20 protein-coding genes are annotated in these 22,759 nt (G+C 44.9%); 16 read left to right on the top strand and 4 right to left on the bottom strand.

Annotated features, from left to right (window positions below; translation table 11 throughout):
* Positions 1–101 precede the first annotated feature (101 nt).
* Entirely contained in the window at positions 102–2,102 is a 2,001-nt protein-coding gene (locus tag TQ33_RS09060) for a sodium-translocating pyrophosphatase (RefSeq protein ID WP_046561769.1), read from the top strand.
* Positions 2,103–2,270: 168 nt separating this feature from the next.
* Positions 2,271–3,707, top strand: coding sequence for a B-box zinc finger protein (locus TQ33_RS09055; RefSeq protein ID WP_046561768.1), 1,437 nt, complete (start codon positions 2,271–2,273; stop codon positions 3,705–3,707).
* Positions 3,708–3,735: 28 nt separating this feature from the next.
* Here TQ33_RS09055 and TQ33_RS09050 read toward each other — a convergent pair whose 3' ends face one another.
* Positions 3,736–5,199 carry a rhomboid family intramembrane serine protease gene (locus TQ33_RS09050; RefSeq protein WP_046561767.1) on the bottom strand — a complete coding sequence of 488 codons (1,464 nt, stop codon included), beginning with the start codon at positions 5,197–5,199 and terminating at the stop codon, positions 3,736–3,738.
* 153 nt (positions 5,200–5,352) lie between these two features.
* On the opposite strand from TQ33_RS09050, the gene TQ33_RS09045 reads away from it, so the two are divergent.
* The 4 genes from TQ33_RS09045 to TQ33_RS09030 all read left to right on the top strand — a co-directional run bounded on the left by TQ33_RS09045 (position 5,353) and on the right by TQ33_RS09030 (position 7,979).
* Positions 5,353–5,973, top strand: a complete 621-nt coding sequence (locus TQ33_RS09045) for an energy transducer TonB (RefSeq protein WP_046561766.1) — start codon at positions 5,353–5,355, stop codon at positions 5,971–5,973.
* Between the two features lie 261 nt (positions 5,974–6,234).
* A complete protein-coding gene (locus TQ33_RS09040) occupies positions 6,235–6,789 on the top strand; it encodes a hypothetical protein (RefSeq protein WP_046561765.1) in 555 nt (184 codons plus the stop codon).
* Positions 6,790–7,083: 294 nt separating this feature from the next.
* On the top strand, positions 7,084–7,347 hold the full coding sequence (locus TQ33_RS09035; protein ID WP_144405971.1) for a hypothetical protein: 264 nt from the start codon (positions 7,084–7,086) through the stop codon (positions 7,345–7,347).
* Positions 7,348–7,580: 233 nt separating this feature from the next.
* On the top strand, positions 7,581–7,979 hold the full coding sequence (locus tag TQ33_RS09030) for a hypothetical protein (RefSeq protein ID WP_144405970.1): 399 nt from the start codon (positions 7,581–7,583) through the stop codon (positions 7,977–7,979).
* Positions 7,980–8,021: 42 nt separating this feature from the next.
* Here TQ33_RS09030 and TQ33_RS09025 read toward each other — a convergent pair whose 3' ends face one another.
* Positions 8,022–9,287, bottom strand: a complete 1,266-nt coding sequence (locus TQ33_RS09025) for a 6-phosphofructokinase (RefSeq protein WP_046561762.1) — start codon at positions 9,285–9,287, stop codon at positions 8,022–8,024.
* Positions 9,288–9,608: 321 nt separating this feature from the next.
* Between TQ33_RS09025 and mpl the strand changes: the two genes are divergently transcribed.
* Genes mpl through TQ33_RS09000 form a run of 5 tightly spaced genes read left to right on the top strand, consistent with a single transcriptional unit; the run spans position 9,609 to position 13,902 of the window.
* Entirely contained in the window at positions 9,609–10,961 is a 1,353-nt protein-coding gene (gene mpl, locus TQ33_RS09020; protein WP_046561761.1) for a UDP-N-acetylmuramate:L-alanyl-gamma-D-glutamyl-meso-diaminopimelate ligase, read from the top strand.
* Complete coding sequence (locus tag TQ33_RS09015) at positions 10,958–11,581, top strand: flavin prenyltransferase UbiX (RefSeq protein ID WP_046561760.1); 624 nt, start codon at positions 10,958–10,960, stop codon at positions 11,579–11,581. The genes mpl and TQ33_RS09015 overlap by 4 nt, the downstream gene beginning before the upstream one ends.
* A gap of 29 nt (positions 11,582–11,610) precedes the next feature.
* Positions 11,611–12,546 (top strand): ABC transporter ATP-binding protein, encoded by a 936-nt coding sequence (locus TQ33_RS09010; RefSeq protein WP_046561759.1) that lies wholly within the window; start codon positions 11,611–11,613, stop codon positions 12,544–12,546.
* A complete protein-coding gene (locus TQ33_RS09005) occupies positions 12,543–13,304 on the top strand; it encodes an ABC transporter permease (protein WP_046561758.1) in 762 nt (253 codons plus the stop codon). The genes TQ33_RS09010 and TQ33_RS09005 overlap by 4 nt, the downstream gene beginning before the upstream one ends.
* Positions 13,297–13,902, top strand: coding sequence for an LON peptidase substrate-binding domain-containing protein (locus tag TQ33_RS09000; RefSeq protein WP_046561757.1), 606 nt, complete (start codon positions 13,297–13,299; stop codon positions 13,900–13,902). Before TQ33_RS09005 ends, TQ33_RS09000 begins: the two co-directional genes overlap by 8 nt.
* A gap of 434 nt (positions 13,903–14,336) precedes the next feature.
* Here the strand turns inward: TQ33_RS09000 and fabV are convergent, their stop codons facing one another.
* Positions 14,337–15,518, bottom strand: a complete 1,182-nt coding sequence (gene fabV / locus TQ33_RS08995) for an enoyl-ACP reductase FabV (RefSeq protein WP_046561756.1) — start codon at positions 15,516–15,518, stop codon at positions 14,337–14,339.
* A 183-nt stretch (positions 15,519–15,701) separates the two neighbouring features.
* On the opposite strand from fabV, the gene TQ33_RS08990 reads away from it, so the two are divergent.
* Positions 15,702–16,052 carry a hypothetical protein gene (locus TQ33_RS08990; protein ID WP_046561755.1) on the top strand — a complete coding sequence of 117 codons (351 nt, stop codon included), beginning with the start codon at positions 15,702–15,704 and terminating at the stop codon, positions 16,050–16,052.
* A 60-nt stretch (positions 16,053–16,112) separates the two neighbouring features.
* Here TQ33_RS08990 and TQ33_RS08985 read toward each other — a convergent pair whose 3' ends face one another.
* Positions 16,113–16,835: a hypothetical protein gene (locus TQ33_RS08985; protein ID WP_046561754.1), complete on the bottom strand. Its 723-nt coding sequence runs from the start codon at positions 16,833–16,835 to the stop codon at positions 16,113–16,115.
* Between the two features lie 193 nt (positions 16,836–17,028).
* Between TQ33_RS08985 and TQ33_RS08980 the strand changes: the two genes are divergently transcribed.
* The 4 genes from TQ33_RS08980 to dbpA all read left to right on the top strand — a co-directional run bounded on the left by TQ33_RS08980 (position 17,029) and on the right by dbpA (position 22,673).
* Positions 17,029–18,744, top strand: a complete 1,716-nt coding sequence (locus tag TQ33_RS08980; protein ID WP_046561753.1) for a DUF3592 domain-containing protein — start codon at positions 17,029–17,031, stop codon at positions 18,742–18,744.
* A gap of 79 nt (positions 18,745–18,823) precedes the next feature.
* Entirely contained in the window at positions 18,824–20,029 is a 1,206-nt protein-coding gene (locus tag TQ33_RS08975; RefSeq protein WP_046561752.1) for a bifunctional alpha/beta hydrolase/OsmC family protein, read from the top strand.
* A 141-nt stretch (positions 20,030–20,170) separates the two neighbouring features.
* Positions 20,171–21,019: a hypothetical protein gene (locus TQ33_RS08970; RefSeq protein WP_046561751.1), complete on the top strand. Its 849-nt coding sequence runs from the start codon at positions 20,171–20,173 to the stop codon at positions 21,017–21,019.
* A 271-nt stretch (positions 21,020–21,290) separates the two neighbouring features.
* On the top strand, positions 21,291–22,673 hold the full coding sequence (dbpA, locus tag TQ33_RS08965) for an ATP-dependent RNA helicase DbpA (protein WP_046561750.1): 1,383 nt from the start codon (positions 21,291–21,293) through the stop codon (positions 22,671–22,673).
* The last annotated feature ends 86 nt before the right edge of the window (positions 22,674–22,759 follow it).

Genomic DNA, 22,759 nt, shown 5'->3' with positions numbered 1-22,759 from the left:
GCTTGTATATAAATTGTACAACTGATAAAACTGCTATAGACTGAATTTGGAAAAAAGAAAATTTATATAACATTCAATGAGATAAAACAATTGGGGGCTTTATGCAAGAGATGCTATATCTGCCGCCAGCACTCGGCGTGCTGGGTTTGATAATCGCTTTTATTATCTATGGCGTAGTCAAGAAATACCCAGAAGGGGATAGCTCAATAAAGAAAATTTCAGATGCTATCCATACAGGTGCTATGACCTTCATGCACCGAGAATATAAAATGCTCGCAATATTTGCGGGCATTTTGCTTATTATCCTGTGGTTTTCACCTCTGGGGGCGAACACTGCGTTGGCATTTGCGGTCGGAGCAATTTCCTCGGCACTGGCTGGTTATATCGGTATGTACACTGCAACCAAAGCCAATGTAAGAACCACAACCGCTGCCCACAGCAAAGGAGCAGCAGAGGCCTTAAGCGTGGCTTTCTTTGGCGGCTCTATTATGGGGCTTTGTGTCGCCTCATTAGGGCTTATCGGTTTAGGGGCTTTGTACTGGTACTTCGGTTCAGATCCTGCAAGCGCTCACTATATTCACGGTTTCGGCATGGGTGCTTCATCGGTGGCTTTGTTTAGCCGCGTCGGTGGTGGTATTTATACAAAGTCAGCGGATGTTGGCGCGGATTTAGTGGGGAAAATTGAAGCGGGCATCCCAGAAGATGATCCACGAAATCCTGGTGTTATTGCCGATAATGTAGGGGATAACGTGGGTGATGTCGCGGGTATGGGCTCCGATATTTTTGAGTCATACTGTGGCTCTATGATTGCTTCTATTGCTATTGCAGCGACATTGGTGAGTACCGACCTAGGCTCGAAAAACGCATTAATGTCAGCGCCGCTGGCGTTAGCCTCAGTCGGACTGATCTGCTCAATCTTGGGTATCGTCATGGTGAAATTGATGTCGAGCAAAAGCCCAGAGGTCGCATTGAGAGTCGGCACCATTGGCTCGGCGATACTCTTTATTATCGCAGGATACTTCCTCCTCAGCGCCATGAGCATTTCAATTAATGTGTGGTTAGCAGTGCTTTGTGGCGCTATTGGCGGCATCATTATTGGCTTAGTCACTGAGTACTACACCTCGGCCAAGCCAGTGCGTAAAATTGCTAAGTCCGGCGAAACCGGCTCTGCGACCGTCATGATTACTGGTTTGTCGGTAGGTATGCAATCCGTGGTACTTCCGATCTTAACTATCGCCGCCATTATCTATATTTCAACCGAACTGGCGGGCTTGTATGGCGTTGGTATCGCCGCGGTCGGTATGTTGGCGACGGTGGGGATTACCATGGCGATTGATGCCTACGGTCCTGTGGCGGACAACGCTGGCGGTATCGCAGAAATGGGTGGCCTCGGCGAGGATACGCGCAAGATTACTGATTCACTCGATGAGCTCGGTAATACCACCGCAGCGATTGGTAAAGGCTTTGCCATCGGTGCTGCCGCGCTAGCAGCGTTGGCGATTATTGCGGCGTTCGTGGAAACTCTCGAAGCGCACCGCGAAGCGAGCTTTATTCTGCACTTAGGTGATCCCACGGTGCTGATGGGACTCTTTATTGGTTGCGTCATTCCTTTCTTAATTGCCTCAATTACCATGACAGCGGTTGGCGATGCGGCATTTGCCATGATTCATGAAATCAGACGTCAGTTCCGAGAAATTAAAGGTTTGTTGGAAGGTACTGCTGAGCCAGACACGAAAAAATGTGTGGATATCGCGACGACCGCCGCCTTAAAGAAAATGGTGTTACCCGGCGTCATTGCTGTGGCTTCACCGCCACTAGTAGGCTTCTTACTTGGCGCTGAAGCGCTTGGTGGCATGCTAGGTGGGGCGCTAATCAGCGCGGTTGCATTAGCTCTGATGATGGCCAATGCTGGTGGTGCTTGGGACAATGCGAAGAAGTTCGTGGAGAAGGGCAATCATGGCGGTAAAGGCTCTGATACCCATGCTGCGACAGTCGTCGGTGATACCGTCGGCGATCCGTTCAAAGATACGTCTGGTCCATCGATGAACATTTTAATTAATGTGATGGCGATTGTGTCCTTGGTGATCGCACCGCTTTTATAAAGTCACTTAAAGACAATGAAGCACCGCTGGGGTTCGCCTCTGCGGTGTTTTTGTTTGTAAGGAGAGTTTCGTAGTGAGAAAGCATTCTCATTTTGGTAAAGTAACACGCAGATATTAAAAAATAAGAACTACAAAAGCTAATATAATGACTCTGTCAAAGGACAAGGAATGAACTGTAAATACCATAATCAAGAAAAAGCGCAGTGGTACTGCCATCAGTGCGATATATCGTTTTGTTTGAACTGCTGTGATATTAACCAGCGTGAAATTGCGCCACGTTGTTTACTCTGCCGTACGCACTTAGAGTCTTACGGTGTCAGCGATAAAGTCACGCCTTTTTGGAACAAGTTATCTGAGTTCAACAAATACCCGTGGCAGAAAAATGCGTATAACTTCCTGCTAACCTATATGGGGATTGCGTTTGTGATCGGCCTGCTCACGGACTTTATTCCAATTGCGATGATCCAGTTACTACTGTTGTTAGCCTTGTACTCGATTGGCATCGGTTATGTGTTTACTGTACTGACACGAACCGCCAGAGGTAAGTTTGATGCGCCCAGTTATGATGAGGCTTTAACCTTTAACTCGGACTCGATGACTGGCAAAGTCATCGGCCTGTACCTGGTTTTATTTGGTTTGGGGTATTTAGGCGTTACCTTCTTCGGTACTGGGTTCGTTATACCTTATTTGGCCGTAATATCCTTTTCTTCCCCAGCAATGCTAATCGTTTTAGCGATGGAGAAGCATGTCACCTCTGCGGTTAACCCCGCAAGGATTGCGAGTTGCGTTAGAGCCATTGGCTGGCCTTATTTATTGTTATTCGGTTTTTCATTCCTGATCGACTTTAGCTTAGAGTTCGCACAAAGCCAATTGCACTTTTGGTTGCCACAAGCCATCGCCTACCCAATGCTATTTGCTGCTTTGGCCTATTTCTATATTGTGAAGTTTAATATGTTTGGGTATGTCGCTTTCCAGTACCATGTTGAATTAGGTTATGGCATTGACTCTGAAAACCTGATTGATACAGACAGTCCCGAAGCTATAGAAAAGCGCTTACTAGCGAAGGCTGATGTCTATATCCAAGAGGGGCGATTTGAAGATGCAGAAGATGTTCTCTATGACTTAGCGCAAGATAAGCGACATACGGTTAAAGCTTTAGAGCGTTTGGTTCGATTGAATATGGTGCGTCGCAACCCAGCTGGCACGATTAAAGCGGCTAATAACTATTATCAGAACCCGAATCTTCCCAGTATTGGTATCGAGGCACTACGCTTATATCAGGAAATCCTTGCTTTTGAGCCACGTTTCAAACCAATGAATGCCAAATCTCGTGCTGTGCTGGTGAATCAAATGAAGCATAAACGCTATTTAGAAGACGTGAATGCATTAGCCTCTGTTAATGAGAAGATGCAGAACGACGTCAATTTACCTTGGCTTATGCTGTCTCGTGCTCGCTTCGAGTCCGAGGTGATGAATGATGATGCTAGTGCTTTAAGCATGCTCAACAAGCTTCTCAGTAAATACCCCAGAGGTTCTCATCAGAAAGAAGCTGAGCAACTAAGGCAGGTCTGCCAATCCATGCAACAAAAGGCACCGTCGGCCTAATTCAATACGACTTGAAACAGAGAAGGCTTTAGCTGGATTTGGCTAAAGCCTTTTTTGCTTCTTCTCCAATAAAAGTATCTGAGTGCTTTTTGCTGAGATAGGTGAACACTTTTTTGTAAGTCATGTGATCATCATTTTTCTCGCAAGCTAAACCAAATTGAAACAGTAATTTCGGTACCTGCTCGTTAAAATCATAGTGCTTGACCACGAAGTTAATCACAGGCTTGGCTTGGTGTAGCTCACCTTTTTTCACTAAATGCATTGAGTAGCCAGTAAGTGTATCGACGGGTAATGCCTTCAATCCATGCCCGTTACTGGTAAGCTCGCCCAACGAAACCTCCGCGAGCTTACAAAACTGCTGGTCTTTTATGCCTCGTAAAACGATGGTATTACACAGCTCATCAAAACTGCGAGACTTGGGATTTATTTTTTCTAACGCGTAAAGTTTCGTGTAATAATCAATGTTGTGAGGATCTTGCTCAATCAATTGTGAAAACAGTGTTCTTGCTCGATCAAACTCCAGTTGCTGAAAGGCTGAACAGGCTTCGTCATACTTGGCTTTTAAGTGGTTTTCTGGCGGTACTTCTGGCACAGCCACTTCCACCGGCTCTTCGTCTTTTCCTGTAAGTAGATATTTGAAGACTAGGGCGCAAGCAAAGCCTGCCACTAAACCGCCAAAGTGCGCCATGTAGGCGACGTTATCATCACTGATAGTGGACATGATGTATTCCTTGGCGAGGAAGTATATAAACACCAGCGCTGCGGGTAACTTGATGTAATCAAAGATCACGAATAGCCAATAAAAGTAACGAATATTCTTAAGTCCGTACCAGCCACAAAACCCTCCCATAAGCCCAGCAATAGCTCCCGAGGCACCTACTAAGGGCACGTACTTATCGGTGGTGGTCAATGAAAAGAAGGTCACTGCGGCTAAGCCAGAAACGATATATAAAGCGAACATTTTTCCTCGGCCGAGTAAAAGCTCTAAGTTAAAGCCAAACAAAAACAAAAAGAGCATATTGCCCAGCAAGTGCTCGATACCGCCGTGCATAAACATATGCGTAAAGGCAGTAAAAATACTCGGCTCAGAAGGATAGTAGGCGTAGCTGTAGAGGGATGATTCTTCTAGAGTATCATTCACCTTGTCGCGCTTCTGTCGCCATTCTAGCGAGTAGGTACTGAGCTTTGTGATGTAGTTTGTAAAGTGTTTATCCGTCAGAATAAGTTGAATCAAATACTCATCAGGTAAAAACTGGTTGTTATGAATCGATTGATACAGTTCGCTTCGGTTTTCTAACGCATAATCTTCAAAAACACTTTTCTCTTTTTCCAAGAGGTTGGCTTGGACATAATATTCGCTAGCATCGCTAAAGACTTTATTATCATTCGTTTGTAGAACAATGTAGGCGATAATGTTTGCCAATATCAATGCGATGGTTAAATAGGGTGGGTTGTTCTTTGAGATGCCGTTTTCGGCTGGTAGTAAAAGCATGGCAAGCTTCCCGTTCCTTCGTAGTTATTATGATGTAACGCCACTTTTTTATGATAGGCGGCCAAATTAATTATAAACAAATCTAAAAAAATTTAACCCCTTTTCTTTATGGCAACGTTTATACCCCTGAAAGCTATAAAAAAGGGGAAATGTATGAAAATGATAATGTCTGTATTGTTCGCCGCGGTAGTGACTGCTGGCCTACTATTTTTGATGAGTTTGTTTATCTCCGATGAGCAAGTTAAAGAAGAAACAAAGCCACCCACGGTTGAGGTCGCTGATGTTACTATTCCAGAAGAAAAGCCAAAGCCCCGTCCTAGCGAAGTAAAACCGCCAAAACCACCCGCTTTGGAACCCGCGCCAGATCAAAGGGGACAGGTTATTGAGACTGCTGAGACCGATAATTTGCAGGATGAATGGATCGCTCGGAACCCGAACCTGGATGTGCCATTACCAACTGGCCTTGGCTCTATACCAGACATGGAGTTTTCGCAGGACTCAGAGGCGATGCCCATGTATCGTACACAACCGAATTATCCTATTGTGGCACAACAACGTGGGCTTGAAGGCTGGGTACTGCTCAAGTATGACGTCGATACCAGCGGAACTTTGTCGAATATCACCGTTATAGACTCCGAACCTCGTAAGATTTTTGATAAAGAAGCGACCCGAGCCTTACGTAAGTGGAAATTCAAACCCGCCATGACCAATGGTCAGCCCATTGCCAGCGTCGGCCAAACCGTCAAGATTGAATTTAATATGGAGCAGGAGTGATATAACCCATCAGGATTGTCATCCTGAATGGTGACCAAAGGAAATCCCCTTGCGGGAATTCAGGGTCTTGTTAAAAATTAAAGTGACAAATTGCAACTCCCTAGCAAGTACGTCATCCCGCCTTTGCGGGGATGACGTACTAAGTTAAACATTGCTTGTATCCCTTGAGAGATGCCTATCTACTCACACACTTCCCCTAAACTACTGATCTTGCTAGTATACGCAAAATAAATATTACAATAACTTTTAAAGGAGTATTCAGTGGTAAACGAAAATCAACCTACAGATAAAACAAAAAATGAAGACAAAAAAGTAAAGGAACAAGGTGATGGTTTTTTATCAACGTTGGGAGGCTTAGCCTTTTGGTTAGTTATTGCTTCAACAATGTTATGGAATTGGGATGGATTTTGGCAAACTGACATAAAGCCACTCGAGAACTTTCAAAAAGAGTATTTCTCATCAAAATACAATGAAGAACAAATGAAGTTATCACGAATTTCTAACAACAGTAAGATTATTGAGAATATTCGTGATCGATTGGAAAAAGTAGAGAAAAGTGCAGAAATAAAAGTCGAGAAAGCTAATAAAGAAAAAGATATAGCAATATCTAAGTTGGAAGATCTGAAACTTAAACTTGGTAGCTACCTTAGAGAGAAAAATACGAAATGTAGGTATTTTGATACATCATTAAGGATGATAGACGTCCTTACTAAAAAGTATTCTCCTGATGAGCTTAAAAGAGTTTTGAGCTGTACAAGTGCTGAGTGCGAAAATATACTTTATACTCCTCAAGAGGTCAGGTCGATTTGCAGTTAAACGTTTAAATAAAGGGGGTAGAGTAGATTATTAATGTTTAAGTATGTTTGATAAGTTTACTCTGACCCCATTAACTCTGCCATTAACTCCTGTAAAACAACTAACAAGCGGTTGGTGTCGCGACAGCTCACTCGCAAACTCGTCCACTGCCGCACAACCGCGCGTTAAGAGATCATGAATCTAGCGAGCCCAACACTACAACTAGACGAAGAGGCCTCTGTAGTGGAGCTTTCGGATGCGGTCGTTGCTCTCGAAGGTAAGGAGGCCCCGTTTCTTATCCTTTCAAGAGATCCCATGACATACATGCAGACCTTATGGACTCCCGATGGCTTCATACTAGAATATCAAGAAGGTTCTATTGCCGAACATTACGTGGCAGAAGAGCTTCTTACGGCTGATGCTGTTTGTGATGTGCTAACGCAGTATCTTCAAGGCGTCGAGGAATGGAGGTCTGCGTATCAATTCAGCAACAAGGGTATTGCGGGTCTCTCTTGGCGCATCGGCCACTTACTGGGATGGTTGTCAGGTAGAATCTGTGCGTTATTCCGCCGCTCTTAAAAAAATCCTTAAGCCGATCGCCTTCGGCGGCGGCTTAGCTTCGCGTTAGTTGTAAAATTAGGTAAGAGTAAAATTGAAACTACACTTTGAATTGATTCAACAATTAAAAAGAATAGGAATAAAGGGGTCAGAGTAGATTATTAATGTTTAAGTATGTTTGGTTTACTCTGACCCCATTAATTCCATTAATTATGGTCGGGACCCATCGCCCTTAGCTCAAATGTTTAATACCAATGAAGAAAGTTATCGCTAATATTTTCACCAGCTCTGTTTTTTCGTCGCTCTTAGGTAGCCTTGTGGTTTTTATAGGAATGGTTATTTCGTTAATGAGCAGCGGCAGTGAGTTAATCGGCAATGCAGTTGGTGGGGCGTTACTGTTTTACTTTATTACGGCAATTGTCTCATGCCTTATTGCAATATTTGTAGCTGGACCAGTTTATGCTGCTTTGGCTAAATACAAAATGGCCAACTATTACACCGCATTCTCACTCGGTTTGTTGGTAACGTTGGTTTTCTTTGGATTTTCAACTACTTTAGAAAGTCTATATTGGAATCTTGCCGGTGGTGTAACGGGATTGCTTTTCCACTACCACTATATAAATATCCCTAGCTGGGTCAGCACCCGGGAATAAAAAAGGCCTCTAGTGAGGCCTTTTTTATAGCAGGTGAAGTTCTTAAATCTCGAACTTTGTTTTAAGTTTCTTTTTTACCAGTTCGTTTTTCAGTTCCACATATTGCGGTAAGCCGTTTTTGTATGGCGGGTAGGCTTCGCCGACGATTAGTGGCTGTAAGTATTCGCGGCATTCTTCGGTAATGCCGAAGCCATCACGTGAGATGTATTTACGTGGCATCATTTTCTCTACATTCGCGACGTCGGCTAATTTCGCTTCGCCAACCGTCCAGCGGTACGATTTTGTGTTTTTGCGTACGATAGTTGGCATGACGGCGTTTTTACCGGCATCAGCGAACTCAACCGCTGCTTGACCCATGGCGTAGGCTTGCTCTACGTCGGTTTCAGAGGCGATATGACGTGCGGCGCGTTGTAAGTAATCGCACACTGCCCAGTGATACTTGTAACCCAACTCACCTTTAATCATTTGTGCCACTACTGGCGCTACGCCGCCTAATTGCTTGTGACCAAAGGCATCCACTGTGCCTGCGTCAGCTAAGAAAGTACCGTCTTTATAAGCCGCGCCTTCAGATACGACAATGGCACAGTAACCGTGTTTCTTAACAGTACGTTCAACTTTCTTTAGGAACTTTTCTTTGTTGAATGCGATTTCTGGGAACAGAATAATGTGTGGCGCATCGCCATCTTTTTCACAAGCCAAGCCGCCTGCCGCTGCAATCCAGCCTGCATGACGCCCCATGACTTCCATTACGAAAACTTTAGTCGAGCTTTCCGCCATCGACTTAACGTCAAACGCCGCTTCGCGAATCGAAACCGCGACGTACTTAGCCACCGAGCCGAAGCCTGGGCAGTTGTCAGTGATCGGTAAATCGTTATCCACGGTTTTTGGAATACCGATACAAGTAATCGGGAAGCCCATCTTTTCGCTGAGCTGAGACACTTTATGCGCGGTATCTTGCGAGTCACCGCCACCGTTGTAGAAGAAGTATCGAATGTCATGCGCTTTGAACACTTCGATTAGACGCTCGTACTCAGCTTTGTTCTCTTCCAAGCTTTTCAGCTTATAGCGGCACGAGCCGAAAGCACCAGATGGCGTGTGCTTTAGTGCAGCAATGTCTTTCTTGGTTTCTTTGCTGGTGTCGATCAACTCTTCACGCAAAGCACCGATAATACCGTTACGGCCAGCGTAGACTTTATTGATGTTAAGCGATTTGCGTGCCGTTTCAATCACGCCGCAGGCTGTGGCGTTGATGACGGCTGTTACGCCGCCGGATTGGGCGTAAAACGCGTTGTATTTTTTCTTTGGCATAGAGTTTCCTCTGTAAAACTTGTGCTATCGAGCTTCCTATTAGCTACTGCGCCGCAGTAAGCATTGTTAAAATTAGCTCAAAACTCTTCATTTATTAGTACATAAAATCATCGTTTATCGCTAATTTTGCCGCGCTTACTGTTGTGCTCATGACGCGAATAGTTCAGCTCATTAACGGAATATGTCATGACAGGCCGTGAAACCTGCAAAATTGTGGCGATTTTACCGTATTTTGAGATTTCTTTCTTGAAAAGATGACGAAAAATCATGCTTAGCTTATGATTGTCTGCAAAGTTTCATCAGATTAATCATAATATATTCATGCATATTCACATTCTCGGTATTTGCGGTACTTTTATGGGCGGGATTGCTTTGCTGGCGAAACAGCAGGGGATTTCGGTCAGCGGTAGTGATCAGAACGTTTATCCGCCGATGAGCACTCAGCTTGAAGAGCAGGGTATTGAGCTGATTCAGGGGTTCGATCCTAAGGGTATTCCCGAACACACTGACTGCGTGGTGGTGGGTAACGCTATGTCACGCGGTAATCCGTCGGTGGAGTATGTGCTGGAGCAGGGGGTGAATTATCGCTCTGGGCCGCAGTGGTTGTCGGAAAATATCTTGAAGGATAAGTGGGTTCTGGCGGCTTCGGGTACTCATGGTAAAACTACTACGGCGAGTATGACGGCTTGGATTCTAGAGTATTCAAACCTAAATCCAGGCTTTTTGATTGGTGGTATTCCAGAGAACTTTGGTCTGTCCGCTCGATTAACGGAATCGCCGTTTTTTGTGGTGGAAGCCGACGAATACGACACGGCCTTTTTCGATAAACGCTCTAAGTTTGTACATTACCGTCCTCGTACCTTGATCATGAATAACCTTGAGTTTGATCATGCGGATATTTTTAAGGGCATCGAGGCGATTAAGACCCAGTTTCACCATTTATTGCGTATCGTTCCGGGCAATGGGTTGGTCATTTATCCTGACGATGAAAAGTACTTACAGCAAGTTGTGGATATGGGCTTTTGGTCTGAGAAAGAGTTGATTGGGCCAGACGATGGCTGGCAGTTTAAGCTATTAGAAGAAGACGGCAGTCATTTCGAGGTGTTCTTTGCGGGAAATAAACAAGGCGAAGTAAATTGGGCGTTGATTGGCATGCACAATGTGGTTAATGCTTTAGCGTCTATCGCTGCGGCGCGTCATGCAGGCGTTCCTGCGCATCATTGTTGCGATGCCTTATCTGAATTCCGTAACGTAAAACGTCGTATGGAATTTAAGGGCGAAGCGAGTGGCGTGGCTGTGTACGATGATTTTGCGCACCATCCTACTGCGATTCAAACCACACTTGCTGGCTTCCGCAATAAAGTGGGCGACAAAAAGATCATCGCGATTGTTGATTTGCGTTCAGCGACCATGCGTTCAGGCATCCATAAAGATACCTTGATACCAACGCTGGCAGCGGCAGACGAAGTGATCATTCACAAACCTGCTGAGTTTGACTGGCAGTTTCCTCAGCAGCAACTTGAAAAGCTACAAAGCGTCCAGATATTAACTGACGTCGAGAGCATTCTGCATGCGGTTTCAAAGATGGTACAATCAGGTGACCAAATTCTTGTCATGAGTAATGGCGGTTTTGGCGGAATCCATGGCAAGTTACTGGAGCTATTAGCTGAATGAGCACAACGAATCACTCTGCAATTACCTTAGCCATCACAGGCGCATCAGGCGCGCCTTATGCGCTGAAGTTGTTGCAAGAATTGACTAACCATTACCAAAAGGTTTACTTGATGCTATCCAGCGCTGCGCGAGTGGTATTGGCCACGGAATGCGGCGTACAGGTTAACAAGTCGCCCAGCGTCATTGAGCGTGAACTTGCAGAGCAACTATCAATTGATGCAGGAGCCATCGAAGCTTTTTCCAGCGACAACTGGATGTCTCCAGTGGCGAGCGGTTCGAGCGCACCGAAACAAATGATTGTGTGTCCTTGTAGCACGGGTACCTTGAGCGCTATTGCTCATGGCGCTTCGGATAACTTGATTGAGCGTGCTGCAGATGTGGTGATGAAGGAGCGAGGGCAGTTGATCTTAGTGCCGCGTGAAACGCCTTTTAACACGATCCATTTAGAGAATATGACGCGTTTGTCGCAGATGGGCGTCACCATCATGCCGGCCTCGCCAGGCTTTTATAATGAACCAAAGTCGATTGATGACTTAGTCGACTTTATGGTGGCGCGTATTCTTGATCATCTTAATTTAGAGCATAGCCTCGGGCATCGCTGGGGCTATAGCGGTAATTAATTTACACATTTCATAACGAAGAGTTTCTAATGACAAAAGCATTATCGATTAAAGACTTATGCAAGACCTATGATAATGGCACGCAAGCCTTAAAAGGTATAAACCTCGAAGTTGAGCAGGGCGACTTTTTCGCGCTGCTTGGGCCGAATGGTGCCGGTAAATCCACGGCTATCGGTATCATCAGCGCATTAGTCAATAAAAGCGCTGGTAAAGTCGAGGTGTTTGGACATGACATCGATACTGACCTGACTAACGCCAAGAAGCAGCTTGGTTTGGTGCCGCAAGAGTTTAACTTCAATATGTTTGAAGGCGTAGAACAGATCATCGTGCAGCAAGCTGGCTATTACGGTATCTCGCGCAAAGAAGCGAAAAAGCGTGCACAACCATTATTGGAACAGCTTGGGTTGTGGGATAAGCGTAATTCTCAATCGCGTGAACTGTCGGGAGGTATGAAGCGTCGCCTGATGATTGCGCGGGGTTTGATTCATGAGCCTAAATTGCTGATTCTTGATGAGCCAACCGCTGGCGTCGATATTGAGTTACGTCGCTCGATGTGGGACTTCATGCAAGAGCTTAATCGTGAGAAAAAGACCACGATTGTACTGACTACGCACTATTTAGAAGAAGCGGAGAGCCTGTGCCGTAATATTGCCATCATTAATCATGGTGAAATTGCTGAAAACACCAGCATGAAGGGGCTGCTAGCGAAGTTGGACATGGAAACCTTTGTACTGGATACGACCGGTTTGCCGGAGCCGATGCCTGAGCTGAATGGGTATGAGGTTCGAGTTCGTGACGAAAGCACGATCGAGGTCGATGTGCACAAAGGCGCTGGGGTAAACGGTGTGTTCCAAGAATTAAGCAAGCATGATATTACGGTCTTAAGCATGAGAAACAAGGCTAATCGTCTTGAGGAGTTATTTGTGCGTCTGGTTGAAAATCCACATGGAGGGCCGAAGTCATGAATTTAGTTGCTTTCCAAACCATTGTTGTTAAAGAGATTACTCGCTGGACTCGTATCTGGTCACAGACCTTATTACCACCAGCAATTACCATGACCCTATACTTCGTGATATTTGGTAACTTGATTGGCTCAAGAGTGGGCGAGATGGATGGTTTCGGCTATATGGAATACATCGTGCCGGGCTTGATCATGATGTCGGTCATTACCAATTCATACGGTAACGTGGTGTCGTCGTTCTTCAGCTCAAAGTACCAACGCTCGATTGAAGAAATGATAGTGTCGCCTGTATCGAATTGGGTCATTCTGGCTGGCTACGTTGGCGGTGGTGTCTTGCGTGGCTTGTTCACCGGCTTAATCGTCACCATTGTCGCGTCTTTCTTTGTCGACTTGCAGATTCATAACTTCTGGGTCGTGATTAGTGTGGTATTACTAACGTCAATTTTGTTCGCCATTGGTGGCCTGATTAACGCGGTATTCGCCAAGAAGTTTGATGATGTGGCGATTGTTCCCACCTTTATCTTAACGCCGCTAACTTACTTGGGCGGTGTGTTCTACTCGATCAGCTTGTTACCAGAATTCTGGCAGGGTGTGTCGAAGTTAAATCCGATTATTTATATGGTTAACGCCTTCCGTTATGGCTTCTTGGGCAAGTCTGATATCCAGATTGGTATCGCTTTCGCCATTATTTTGGTCTTTATCGCAATATTGACCAGTTTTGCCATGTACTTGCTGAACCGAGGTATAGGCTTACGTGCCTAATACCGACAATACAGGAAGTGACAACCAAGTCCTTCCAGTTTTCCCTCTCCAGCGGGTAGTTTTTCCAGATAGTGTGCTTCGACTGCAAATTTTCGAGCAGCGCTATCTGGATATGATTGCTCGCCAGCTTTCTAACAATCAGGGCTTTGTTACCTGCTTGATTAAAAAAGGCAATGAAACGGGCATTCCCGCGACGCCTTTTTCCTGCGGCACTTATGTTGAGATTGTCGACTTTGATCAACGAGAAGATGGGATTTTGCTGATTACTTGCCTCGGCAAGCAGCGAGTGACAATTAACTCCACGTCGACGCTGCCGGACAACCTCATTAGCGGCAATGTTTCTTTCCTCGAAAACCTACCGCAAGAGTTGATTGGTGAGCAACAGCACGAATTGATTAGTCTCTTGACTGATTTAGGTAAGCACCCTCAAGTAGAAATTCTAGAAGCGCCTGAGCGTTGGCAACACATGGACTTTATCGTTGAACGCTTAACAGAGTTTCTGCCCGTGTCAGAGCCCCAAAAGCAAGCCATCTTAGAAGAGAGCCAGCTTGAAACCAGAATCGCCATGCTCTACCAAATGCTCGCCTGGTTGAAGTAGGCTGAATTTATATCGGTTAATCAGTAAGAACTTTTTGAGTGCCCAAAAAAGAGCCCACCAGGTGGTGGGCTAATGGCTTGCGCATTGATAAACTAAATTTTCCAAATTAACTTGTCTGAGTGTAGGGAAGACAATGATGCTCAAACATGGGTATAGATTAACTGTATTAATTCATTTTTTCTATACCGTACAATGTAATAATGTTAACCAATCCACGTTTAGAAGTGATTGTTTTACAAGGGAATGTAAATTATTCTGACAGGTTATGCAGTGGTGACTTGATGCTAAAACCACATCTGCATTAAAGAGTATTTGATAAGAATTATTAATGCAAATATGAGTCGTATGAAGAATGTTCAGCTCGAGAGAGTAAAGAGACGTTAATAAAAAGGCACCTTGAAGGTGCCTTTTTTGTACCAGTAACGAAGTATGAATTATACGATTGGACTGGTCTCTTTATCGTAATCCACGCCATCGACTTCAAAACCAAACAGCTTGAAGAATTCGTGCTGATAGCCTTTGTAGTCCGAGATCTCATCAATGTTCTCAGTAGAGGCAATGTCCCACAGGCGCTCAACTTCTTCTTGAATCTTGTCGTCCAGTTCTTTCAGATCGACACGGAAGCGACGAGTATCATCGTAAATCGCATTATCGCCATACATTTGATCAACGATTAACTCACGAATCTGCTCGATAGGCCCTTCGTGGACGCCATTTTCCTTCATCACTTTGTAAAGCAATGAAATATACAAAGGCATCACTGGAATGGCTGAGCTGGCCTGTGTTACTACCGCTTTCAGTACTGAGACGTTCGCAGAACCGTTGTATTTTTCCTGTAGCTTTTCATGAATTGCATGAGAGGCACGATCCAGATCTTCTTTCGCCTTACCAATCGTGGCGTGACCATAAATAGGCCAAGTCAGCTTTTTACCAATATAGGTGTAAGCAGTGGTTTTGACGTTATCCGCAAGGACGCCAGCTTCGTCTAGAGCTTTCATCCAAAGCTCCCAGTCTTCGCCGCCCATCACTTTAATGGTGTTTTGAATATCTTCTTCGCTCGCTGGCTCAATCGAAATATCGTGAACCAAGCCTTTATCAGTATTCAAAGTTTTCTCAGTCACCGCTTCGCCGATAGGCTTAAGCACTGACTTGTACACTTCGCCAGAGTCAGGATCTTGGCGACGAGGAGAGGCTAACGAATAAACCACTAGATCGATTTTGCCCATCTCTTCTTTAATGATTTTAATCGCGTCTTCTTTTGCTTGATGTGAGAAAGCATCGCCATTAATCGACTTATTCCAAAGGCCAGCTTCATCAGCCGCAAGTTCAAAGCCACGATTGTTGTACCAGCCAGCTGTGCCAGTTTTCTTCTCGGATGCTTCTTTTTCGAAGAATAAACCTAAGGTTTTTGCGCCATAGCCAAACGCTGATACGATGCGTGAGGCCAAGCCGTAACCCGTTGAAGAACCGATAACCAATACATTCTTAGGGCTATCAGCCGTCACTTCAGGCTTATTATTTTTAACATATTCAATTTGCTCATTAACGTGAGCAATACAGCCCTGAGGGTGCGACGTGGTACAAACAAAGCCACGTACTTTTGGTTTAATAATCATACAAAAACAACTCCAAACAAAAATATGGCGCTATTGTAACGTTTTTTTGAGGAGAAGGGGTACTACCAGATAGCGAATCAATAATTTGAAACAATCGTGCTTTTTAAGTATTTTCAAATAAGGACAGCGAGAGATAGTGTTAAGCTATTAATAAATTCTTATGAATATTGATTTGGAGCGCTTATGAATTGGTTAGAAATGTCGGAATCTGAAATTTTGTCGATTGCAGAACCGATTATGGATAACTTAATGCAAGCTTCGACGGACATTGATTATGAGCGCCATGTACGCGATTTTAGCGATAATATGAAGCGTATTGTGACTGAAGAGAATTTTGAACAACAATGTAAAAGCTACCAGAAGGTCTTGGGGTATTTTGCAGAAAGAGAGCTGATGGGGGTTGTGCGTAAAGCAACCGATGCACGTCTATACTGGAAGCAGTGGTATACGATATCAGGCAATGAGTATTTAGCTTTTTTGCATTTGATGGTTCAAGACGGTGACATCAAGGTAGTTAACGTTTCGGTGTCCTAGTAGTCATTGGTAACGTGATAAAAGAGGGCGAGGCCCTCTTTTTTAGTGGCAAGTCCAGTATTAATTCCACCCCGCAAATCTAAAGCCACCCACACCATTAGCGATAAATGTCGCTGTATGAGTCTTGCTGTCGAACCAGTTAACCTTAAACTTGGCATGGATCTTAACTTGGGGTTGAACATTATCCTTGGTGCCAAGGTTTGATGGTGCTGTCACTTCAGCATGAGCATCTAGGCGGAATGAAAAGGCTACAAAAATCTTAACCACATTGAAGTGGACAGAAGGCATGTAGTGTCCATTAGCGATGTCAGGTTTGGACGGTGTAGCGTGGTAGGTTCCTTCCAGACGAGAGGTCGTATCGACTAGAATCCAATCCTTGATAATAGAGTCGTGAACATAGAAGCGGACATCAACACTTTTTCCTTCGCGTGCCTTTTCGTAGTCGAGCGGGTCCGTGCCTTTGATGATAATTGATGTCGTGGTGTCTTTAGCGTTACTGACAGCTTTATTATCTTTGATAAAGTCCCAAGCGAACTTAGTGACTTCTAAAGCGGTTTTGGCTGGATCGCCCTTCTCAGCTTTGACTGAGTGTATCGCTTTTGCTTCAGGCGAGCCCCATTCTTCGTTCACCAGTTGTGTTTTTAAACCTTTCTCAAGGTCACCATCTTCTGGGACATCGAGTATTTCATATTCACGCTTCATGAGCATTTGACCGTTGGTCTCATCTTCTATTACAGCAACTAATTTTTGCCCTTTATAAAGGGTGCGTTCTGGTTGATTCATTTTTCTGCTCCTTCAGTAGGTGGTTGTAGTTTATGAGTAAGCTACCCTTATATTTATACGGTGAGAGGCTTATGCTGCCTATCGCCCTAATGGGTTAACCCTTTTTTAGGATGCCGGATTCATGCTCTAAGATGTTGTTTTAATTAGACCAATTCTGCTACTTTAGAGGTAATTAACCTAAAGAGTTGGTGTCATGAAAAAAGGAACAGGCTGTTTAACCGCCTTTGGCGGCATATTTTTTATTGCTGGGCTGGGTATCTTTATTTGGGGACTCTTCTCCAGCGTTAACGTCTGGCGAGCGCAAGATTGGTCTGTTGTAGAGGCGAAGATAATTAACTTAGAGCAAGTATCTTCTACCGATGACGGCAGCACGACCTATGGCGTAAAAGGCTCCTATCGATATCGTTTTAATGGCAACGACTACCAATCGAACCAAGTGACTTTTTATTCGGGCACAGATAATATCGGTAGCTACCAGAAGCAGCTCTACCGTAACCTACAGCGTGCCAGTAGTCAGAAGAAACTCAAAGCCTACGTGAACCCAGAAAACCCGCAAGAAAGTGTGCTCGATAGAACCATGCGCTGGGGAATGTTGGGCTTTCACTCTATCTTCTTATTGGTATTCGGTGGTATCGGTCTCGGAATCATGCTGTGGAGTCGCTGGGGCGCTAAGCGCTTAGCTGAGAAAGAAGTCTTGCAGGAAGCGCACAGTGAAGAACCTTGGTTATGGCGCAAAGAGTGGCAGGGTAATGATTTCAAGTGCAAAACTAAAGGTGCTTTTAAAGTCATGCTGGGCTTCGCCATTATTTGGAACCTGATTTCTCTGCCGGGCACTATCGCGGTGCTTCATGAGGGCAATTATTTAAAAGAACCTCTACAACTCTTGGTGTTTTTATTTCCGCTCGTTGGTTTAGGCCTCATAGCCTTGGTGGTAATTTACTACCGTAGGGAGAAAGCGTTTGGTGATTCAAAGCTGGTGTTAAAGCAAACGCCTTTAGTAATCGGCGGGCGTAACTCTGGAACCATCATTATTAATGGTGATCTCAAGGAACGTGAGGTCATGCTAACCCTGAGTTGCCAAAAAGTAACGCGTCGTCGCAGCGGTAAAGAAACCAGAACCACCACTAAACTCCTATGGCAGGATGATCAAAGGCTCACGGTACAGCAACATCAGTCGCGACAGTTTGCCGTGGACTTTGAAGTCAAGATTCCAGAAGGGTGGCCGGAGTCGAGTGACTCGGATATTAATAACAGGATTGAATGGATTCTAAAGGTTGAGCAAAAACAAAAAGGGCCAGATTTACAGCTTCTGTTTGAACTGCCAGCGTTTGTCGTCGCGCATCGATTGGAAATCGAGCCGCCACAAGAAGATTTGTTTAGTGAGCAGGGTTCTGACGAGACTGCACCGTCTAAAGGCGGTAACTGGCGTTACCTCGATGTTATCGAATCCTTTTCTAATTACGGCAAGGAATATTACTTCCGACCATTTCGACATAAAGCCTTAGGTATATCCACATTAACCTTTGGCCTGGTGTTTTTCTCCATCGGGTTAGGTATCTTCATCGCTGAAACCAGCTATCTTTTCCTGATAGCCTTTGGTGGAATCGGGTTTATTGTGTTTTTAATTGGTCTAAACATGTTGCTCTTTAGAAGTCGAATTGCGGTCAGCTCTGGAGAGTTAATCTGTAAAAAAGGTGCGCTATTTAATAAAACCTATCGCTTCAATAAAAGTGATATAGAGAAAATCACGCGTGCCAGCAACATGAGTTCCGGCGATAAGCAGTATTATCATATTGCTGTAAACACTAAGGATGGCGGTAAGGAAGTTATCGCCAAGTACCTGCTAAACTCCAATGACGTGGATGACTTGATTGATCAGTTGCACAGTGAAATGGGTATGACTCTTTAGAGCAGGGGAGTGATGGCTTTGTAACAAAAGCAGCGCTTAGCCATCTGATAGTTAATGTCGAACGAAAGGAGATGGTCTGATGCAGAAGAAAGTAAACTTTACCACAAAAGATGGCTTTAACTTATCGGGGGTGATTCACTTCCCCGAGCATCGAGTCACCCAAGCTTATGCGCTCTTTGCTCATTGCTTTACCTGCACTAAGAATATCAATTCAGCGGTGAATATCGCGAATGCGCTGGCCGACGAAGGAATTGCGACCTTGCGTTTTGACTTTACAGGGCTGGGCGCGAGTAAGGGTGACTTTGCGGACACCAGTTTTACCACCAACGTTAATGATCTGATAGATGCGGCTGAGTTTTTAGGCCAAGAATACGAAGCACCACAGATCATCGTAGGACATTCTTTAGGAGGCACCGCGATATTAGCGGCTGCTAAAAATATTCCGTCGGCAAAAGCTGTCGCTACTCTCGGCTCGCCAGCATCCCCTGAGCATGTGCTGCACCATTTAGAGTCTGAGCTTGAAACCTTAAAGCAAGAAGGGCAAGCAACGGTACATTTAGCAGGCCGTCCTTTCACTTTCAAACAATGTTTTGTCGATGACGTTCATAACCACAAAATGGATTATCGCAGTCTGGGCAAAGCCTTGATGGTGATGCATTCGCCGATTGACGACACAGTATCGATTAGTGAAGCGGAGACAATTTACAAATCAGCGTTACATCCTAAGAGTTTTATTACGCTGGATAAAGCCGACCACCTCATCAGCAAGACCGAAGATTCAATGTATGCGGGCCATGTCCTAGCAAGCTGGGCGAGACGGTACATCGACCTTAAAGAAAAAACCGAAATACCCGAAGCAAAAGATAACGTGGTGGTCGCCGCACAAACCAGTGAAGGCTTCTTAAACCATGTTAATGCCAATGGTCATGAGTTTCTCGCGGATGAACCAGAACGGCTGGGTGGCACCAATCTAGGTCCAACACCGTATGATTACTTATCGACTGCATTAGGTACCTGTACCGCCATGACTTTAAATATGTATGCACGCCGCAAGAAACTCGAAGTATCCAAGGTCATCGTCAACGTCAGCCACGACAAGGTACATGCCGAAGATTGCGATCACTGTAAAGACAAGACTGCCAAAGTGGACCAGTTCGCAAGGACCATTAGTATCGAAGGAGACATCACACCAGAACAACGCCAGCGACTGCTGGAAATCGCAGATTTATGCCCCGTGCATAAAACGTTACACAGTGAGTCGATAATTAAGACAAAGTTACAATAGTGATTGCTTATGCAATAAAAATTGATATTAATCAGTGGGATATCTATACTTCATTCTGGCTTGCCTAAGACGATAACTAAAGATTTCGTCTTAACATTAATAAAATCATTAAAACTTAATAAATTATAATTCGGGGAATTTATGAATTTTTCCAAAACTCTTGGCGCATTAAGCGTGTCGGCTTTACTTGTAGCGTGTGGTGGTACTGAAGATCCTAAAGCATTTGGTGAGAGACTGTTTGAACAGTTAAAACAAGGTCAATCAGAAGCTATTATCAAACTTAATGCAAATGAAGATGATTACTACTGGTTAATATCCGAAGGCAACAAGCAAAAAGCGACCAGCAAAAAGCCTAGCCCACAAGAGGTTAGTCAGCGGGTGGCAAAACAAAAGCGAAAAACTAGCGAAGCAGTCAATGAAATCATTGCTTACGGTAAGATGAACGGTGGCTGGGACAACGCAACATTGGCCAAAGTTGAGTTTGATGAGCTGGAAGAAGGGGATCTAAAGCAAGACATTACCCTTCATATTGACATCGATGGTAAACAGTACCGCGTTTTATTTGATGATGTAGCGTCAACCGACCGAGGGCGCGTATTGACCGATGACCCACGTTGGTTAGGTTTATCGTATGATCCAAAGTTTGATGAGTTGATCGGCGAAAAACTAAATATTAAACCCAACAATGTGTTTGTCAGTTGTAAAACACCGCTTCATGTAACGAGTCTGGATATATTGCTCAGAGGTAAGTCGAATAATGCCGAGGTTACTGAGTTTTTAAATAGTGGAAAATGCACAGCCAATAAGTCCGCTTCAGCAGTTACGGTAACTATTGAAGAGCTTGGCGAGTACACTCTAAGAGCAAAAGAGTTGTATTCGAAGGGGCAGGGTGAGTTTCCTTTTGAGAAAATAAAAATCAATTTTGAGATCGATGGACAGAAGAACAGTGGTTGGACTTATACTCGTTGGCTTGCAGATCAAGCGCAATAACAAAGTCTCTCTTCAAAAGCCGTGTTTAGCACGGCTTTTTTGTAACGCTCCATGGTATCGGCGCAGCTCATTGACCATATCAGCCAATCTTTGTTAGACAAACTGGGATTAAGCCTTTCATAAGCGTCAACCACTGTTTATAATTCACACAGGCCAAAAGCCGATTTCTCTGCCTTACTGCGTGCGATATCTCAGTTCTGAAGGTAGCTCAACAAGACCGAAGCATTTTCACTGTATGAATGCCTTATCTCGAATATACTAGGATACCATCATGAGTCACGTCGCCTTTAACACCTTACCGCTAAAACAAGAGTTAATAGCCAACCTTGCCGAGTTAGGCTTCGAGGGCATGACGCCGATCCAAGAGCAAGCCTTACCGCATGTGTTAGAAGGTAAAGACGTGATCGCTCAGGCCAAAACTGGCTCGGGTAAAACAGCCGTGTTCGGTCTCGGGATGCTACAAAAATTAGAGCCAAAAAAATTCTCGGTGCAATCGGTGGTGATGTGTCCGACCCGTGAACTGGCGGAGCAGGTGGCGGAAGAAATTCGCCGTCTAGCGCGACCCATTCCTAATATTAAAGTACTAACCTTGTGTGGTGGTACGCCGCTAAGACCGCAGGCTGATTCGTTAAAGTTCGGTGCTCACATTGTCGTCGGCACGCCTGGGCGAATTATGGATCATCTGGAAAAGCAAACCCTAGATCTGGATTCAGTCTCTACCTTAGTCTTAGATGAAGCCGACAGAATGCTAGACATGGGCTTTGAAGATGCGATGGAAGCTATCGTCGCTGAAATTCCGCGCGCACGACAAACGCTGCTATTCAGCGCTACTTACCCTAAAGAAATTCAGTCCATGGCTGACCATATTATGGTTGAGTCAGTAACGGTGAAACTAGAAGAGCAACATACCGGCTCTACCATCGAGCAGGACTTCTACCGCATCAGCGACGAAGGTGAGCGAGACGTCGCCGTGAGATTATTACTGCTACAACATCGCCCAGACTCCACCGTGATCTTTTGCAACACCAAGCGCCACGTCAAAGACTTAACCCAGTACCTAAAAAGTTACGGCTTTAGCGTGCTAGCGTTGCATGGCGACTTGGACCAAAAAGAACGTGACCAAGCTCTAGTGCGTTTCACCAACAACAGCGTCTCGATTATGGTCGCCACTGACGTCGCGGCACGCGGTCTTGATATCGACTCGCTCGATTTAGTGATTAACTACCACATCGCCAGCGATCCAGAAATCCACGTCCACCGTATCGGGCGTACTGGCCGCGCTGGTAACAAAGGCAACGCAGCCTCAATCGTCATCGGTAAAGAAAAACATAAATTAAAACGCCTTGAGGAATATCTTGGGCAAGACATTGAAACCTTTGGACTACCTGACACCAAGCTGCTAAACCAGCCAACTTACAAAGCCCCCATGTCCACCATCCAAATCGACGGTGGCAAAAAGCAAAAACTCCGCCCCGGTGATATTTTAGGCGCACTCACAGCAGACTACCGTATCGAAGGCAACGACGTCGGCAAAATCCAAATCGCCAACAGCTGGGCCTACGTCGCCGTCAAAAGCGACATCCTCGACGCTGCACTACAACTCCTAAACGGCGGCAAAATGAAAGGCAAAAAGTTTAGAGCAAGGAAGATTTAGCACAGGTGTCATCCCGCGATTTAACCGCGGGATTCAGTGTCTTTAAAGAAATTGTACTCTGACCCCAATTATTACCCCAATTATTA

The organism is Kangiella geojedonensis (genome assembly GCF_000981765.1).
Lineage (GTDB): Bacteria > Pseudomonadota > Gammaproteobacteria > Enterobacterales > Kangiellaceae > Kangiella > Kangiella geojedonensis.
The sequence above is the reverse complement of the archived record's forward strand: the minus strand, read 5'-3'. Positions and strand labels throughout refer to the sequence as shown.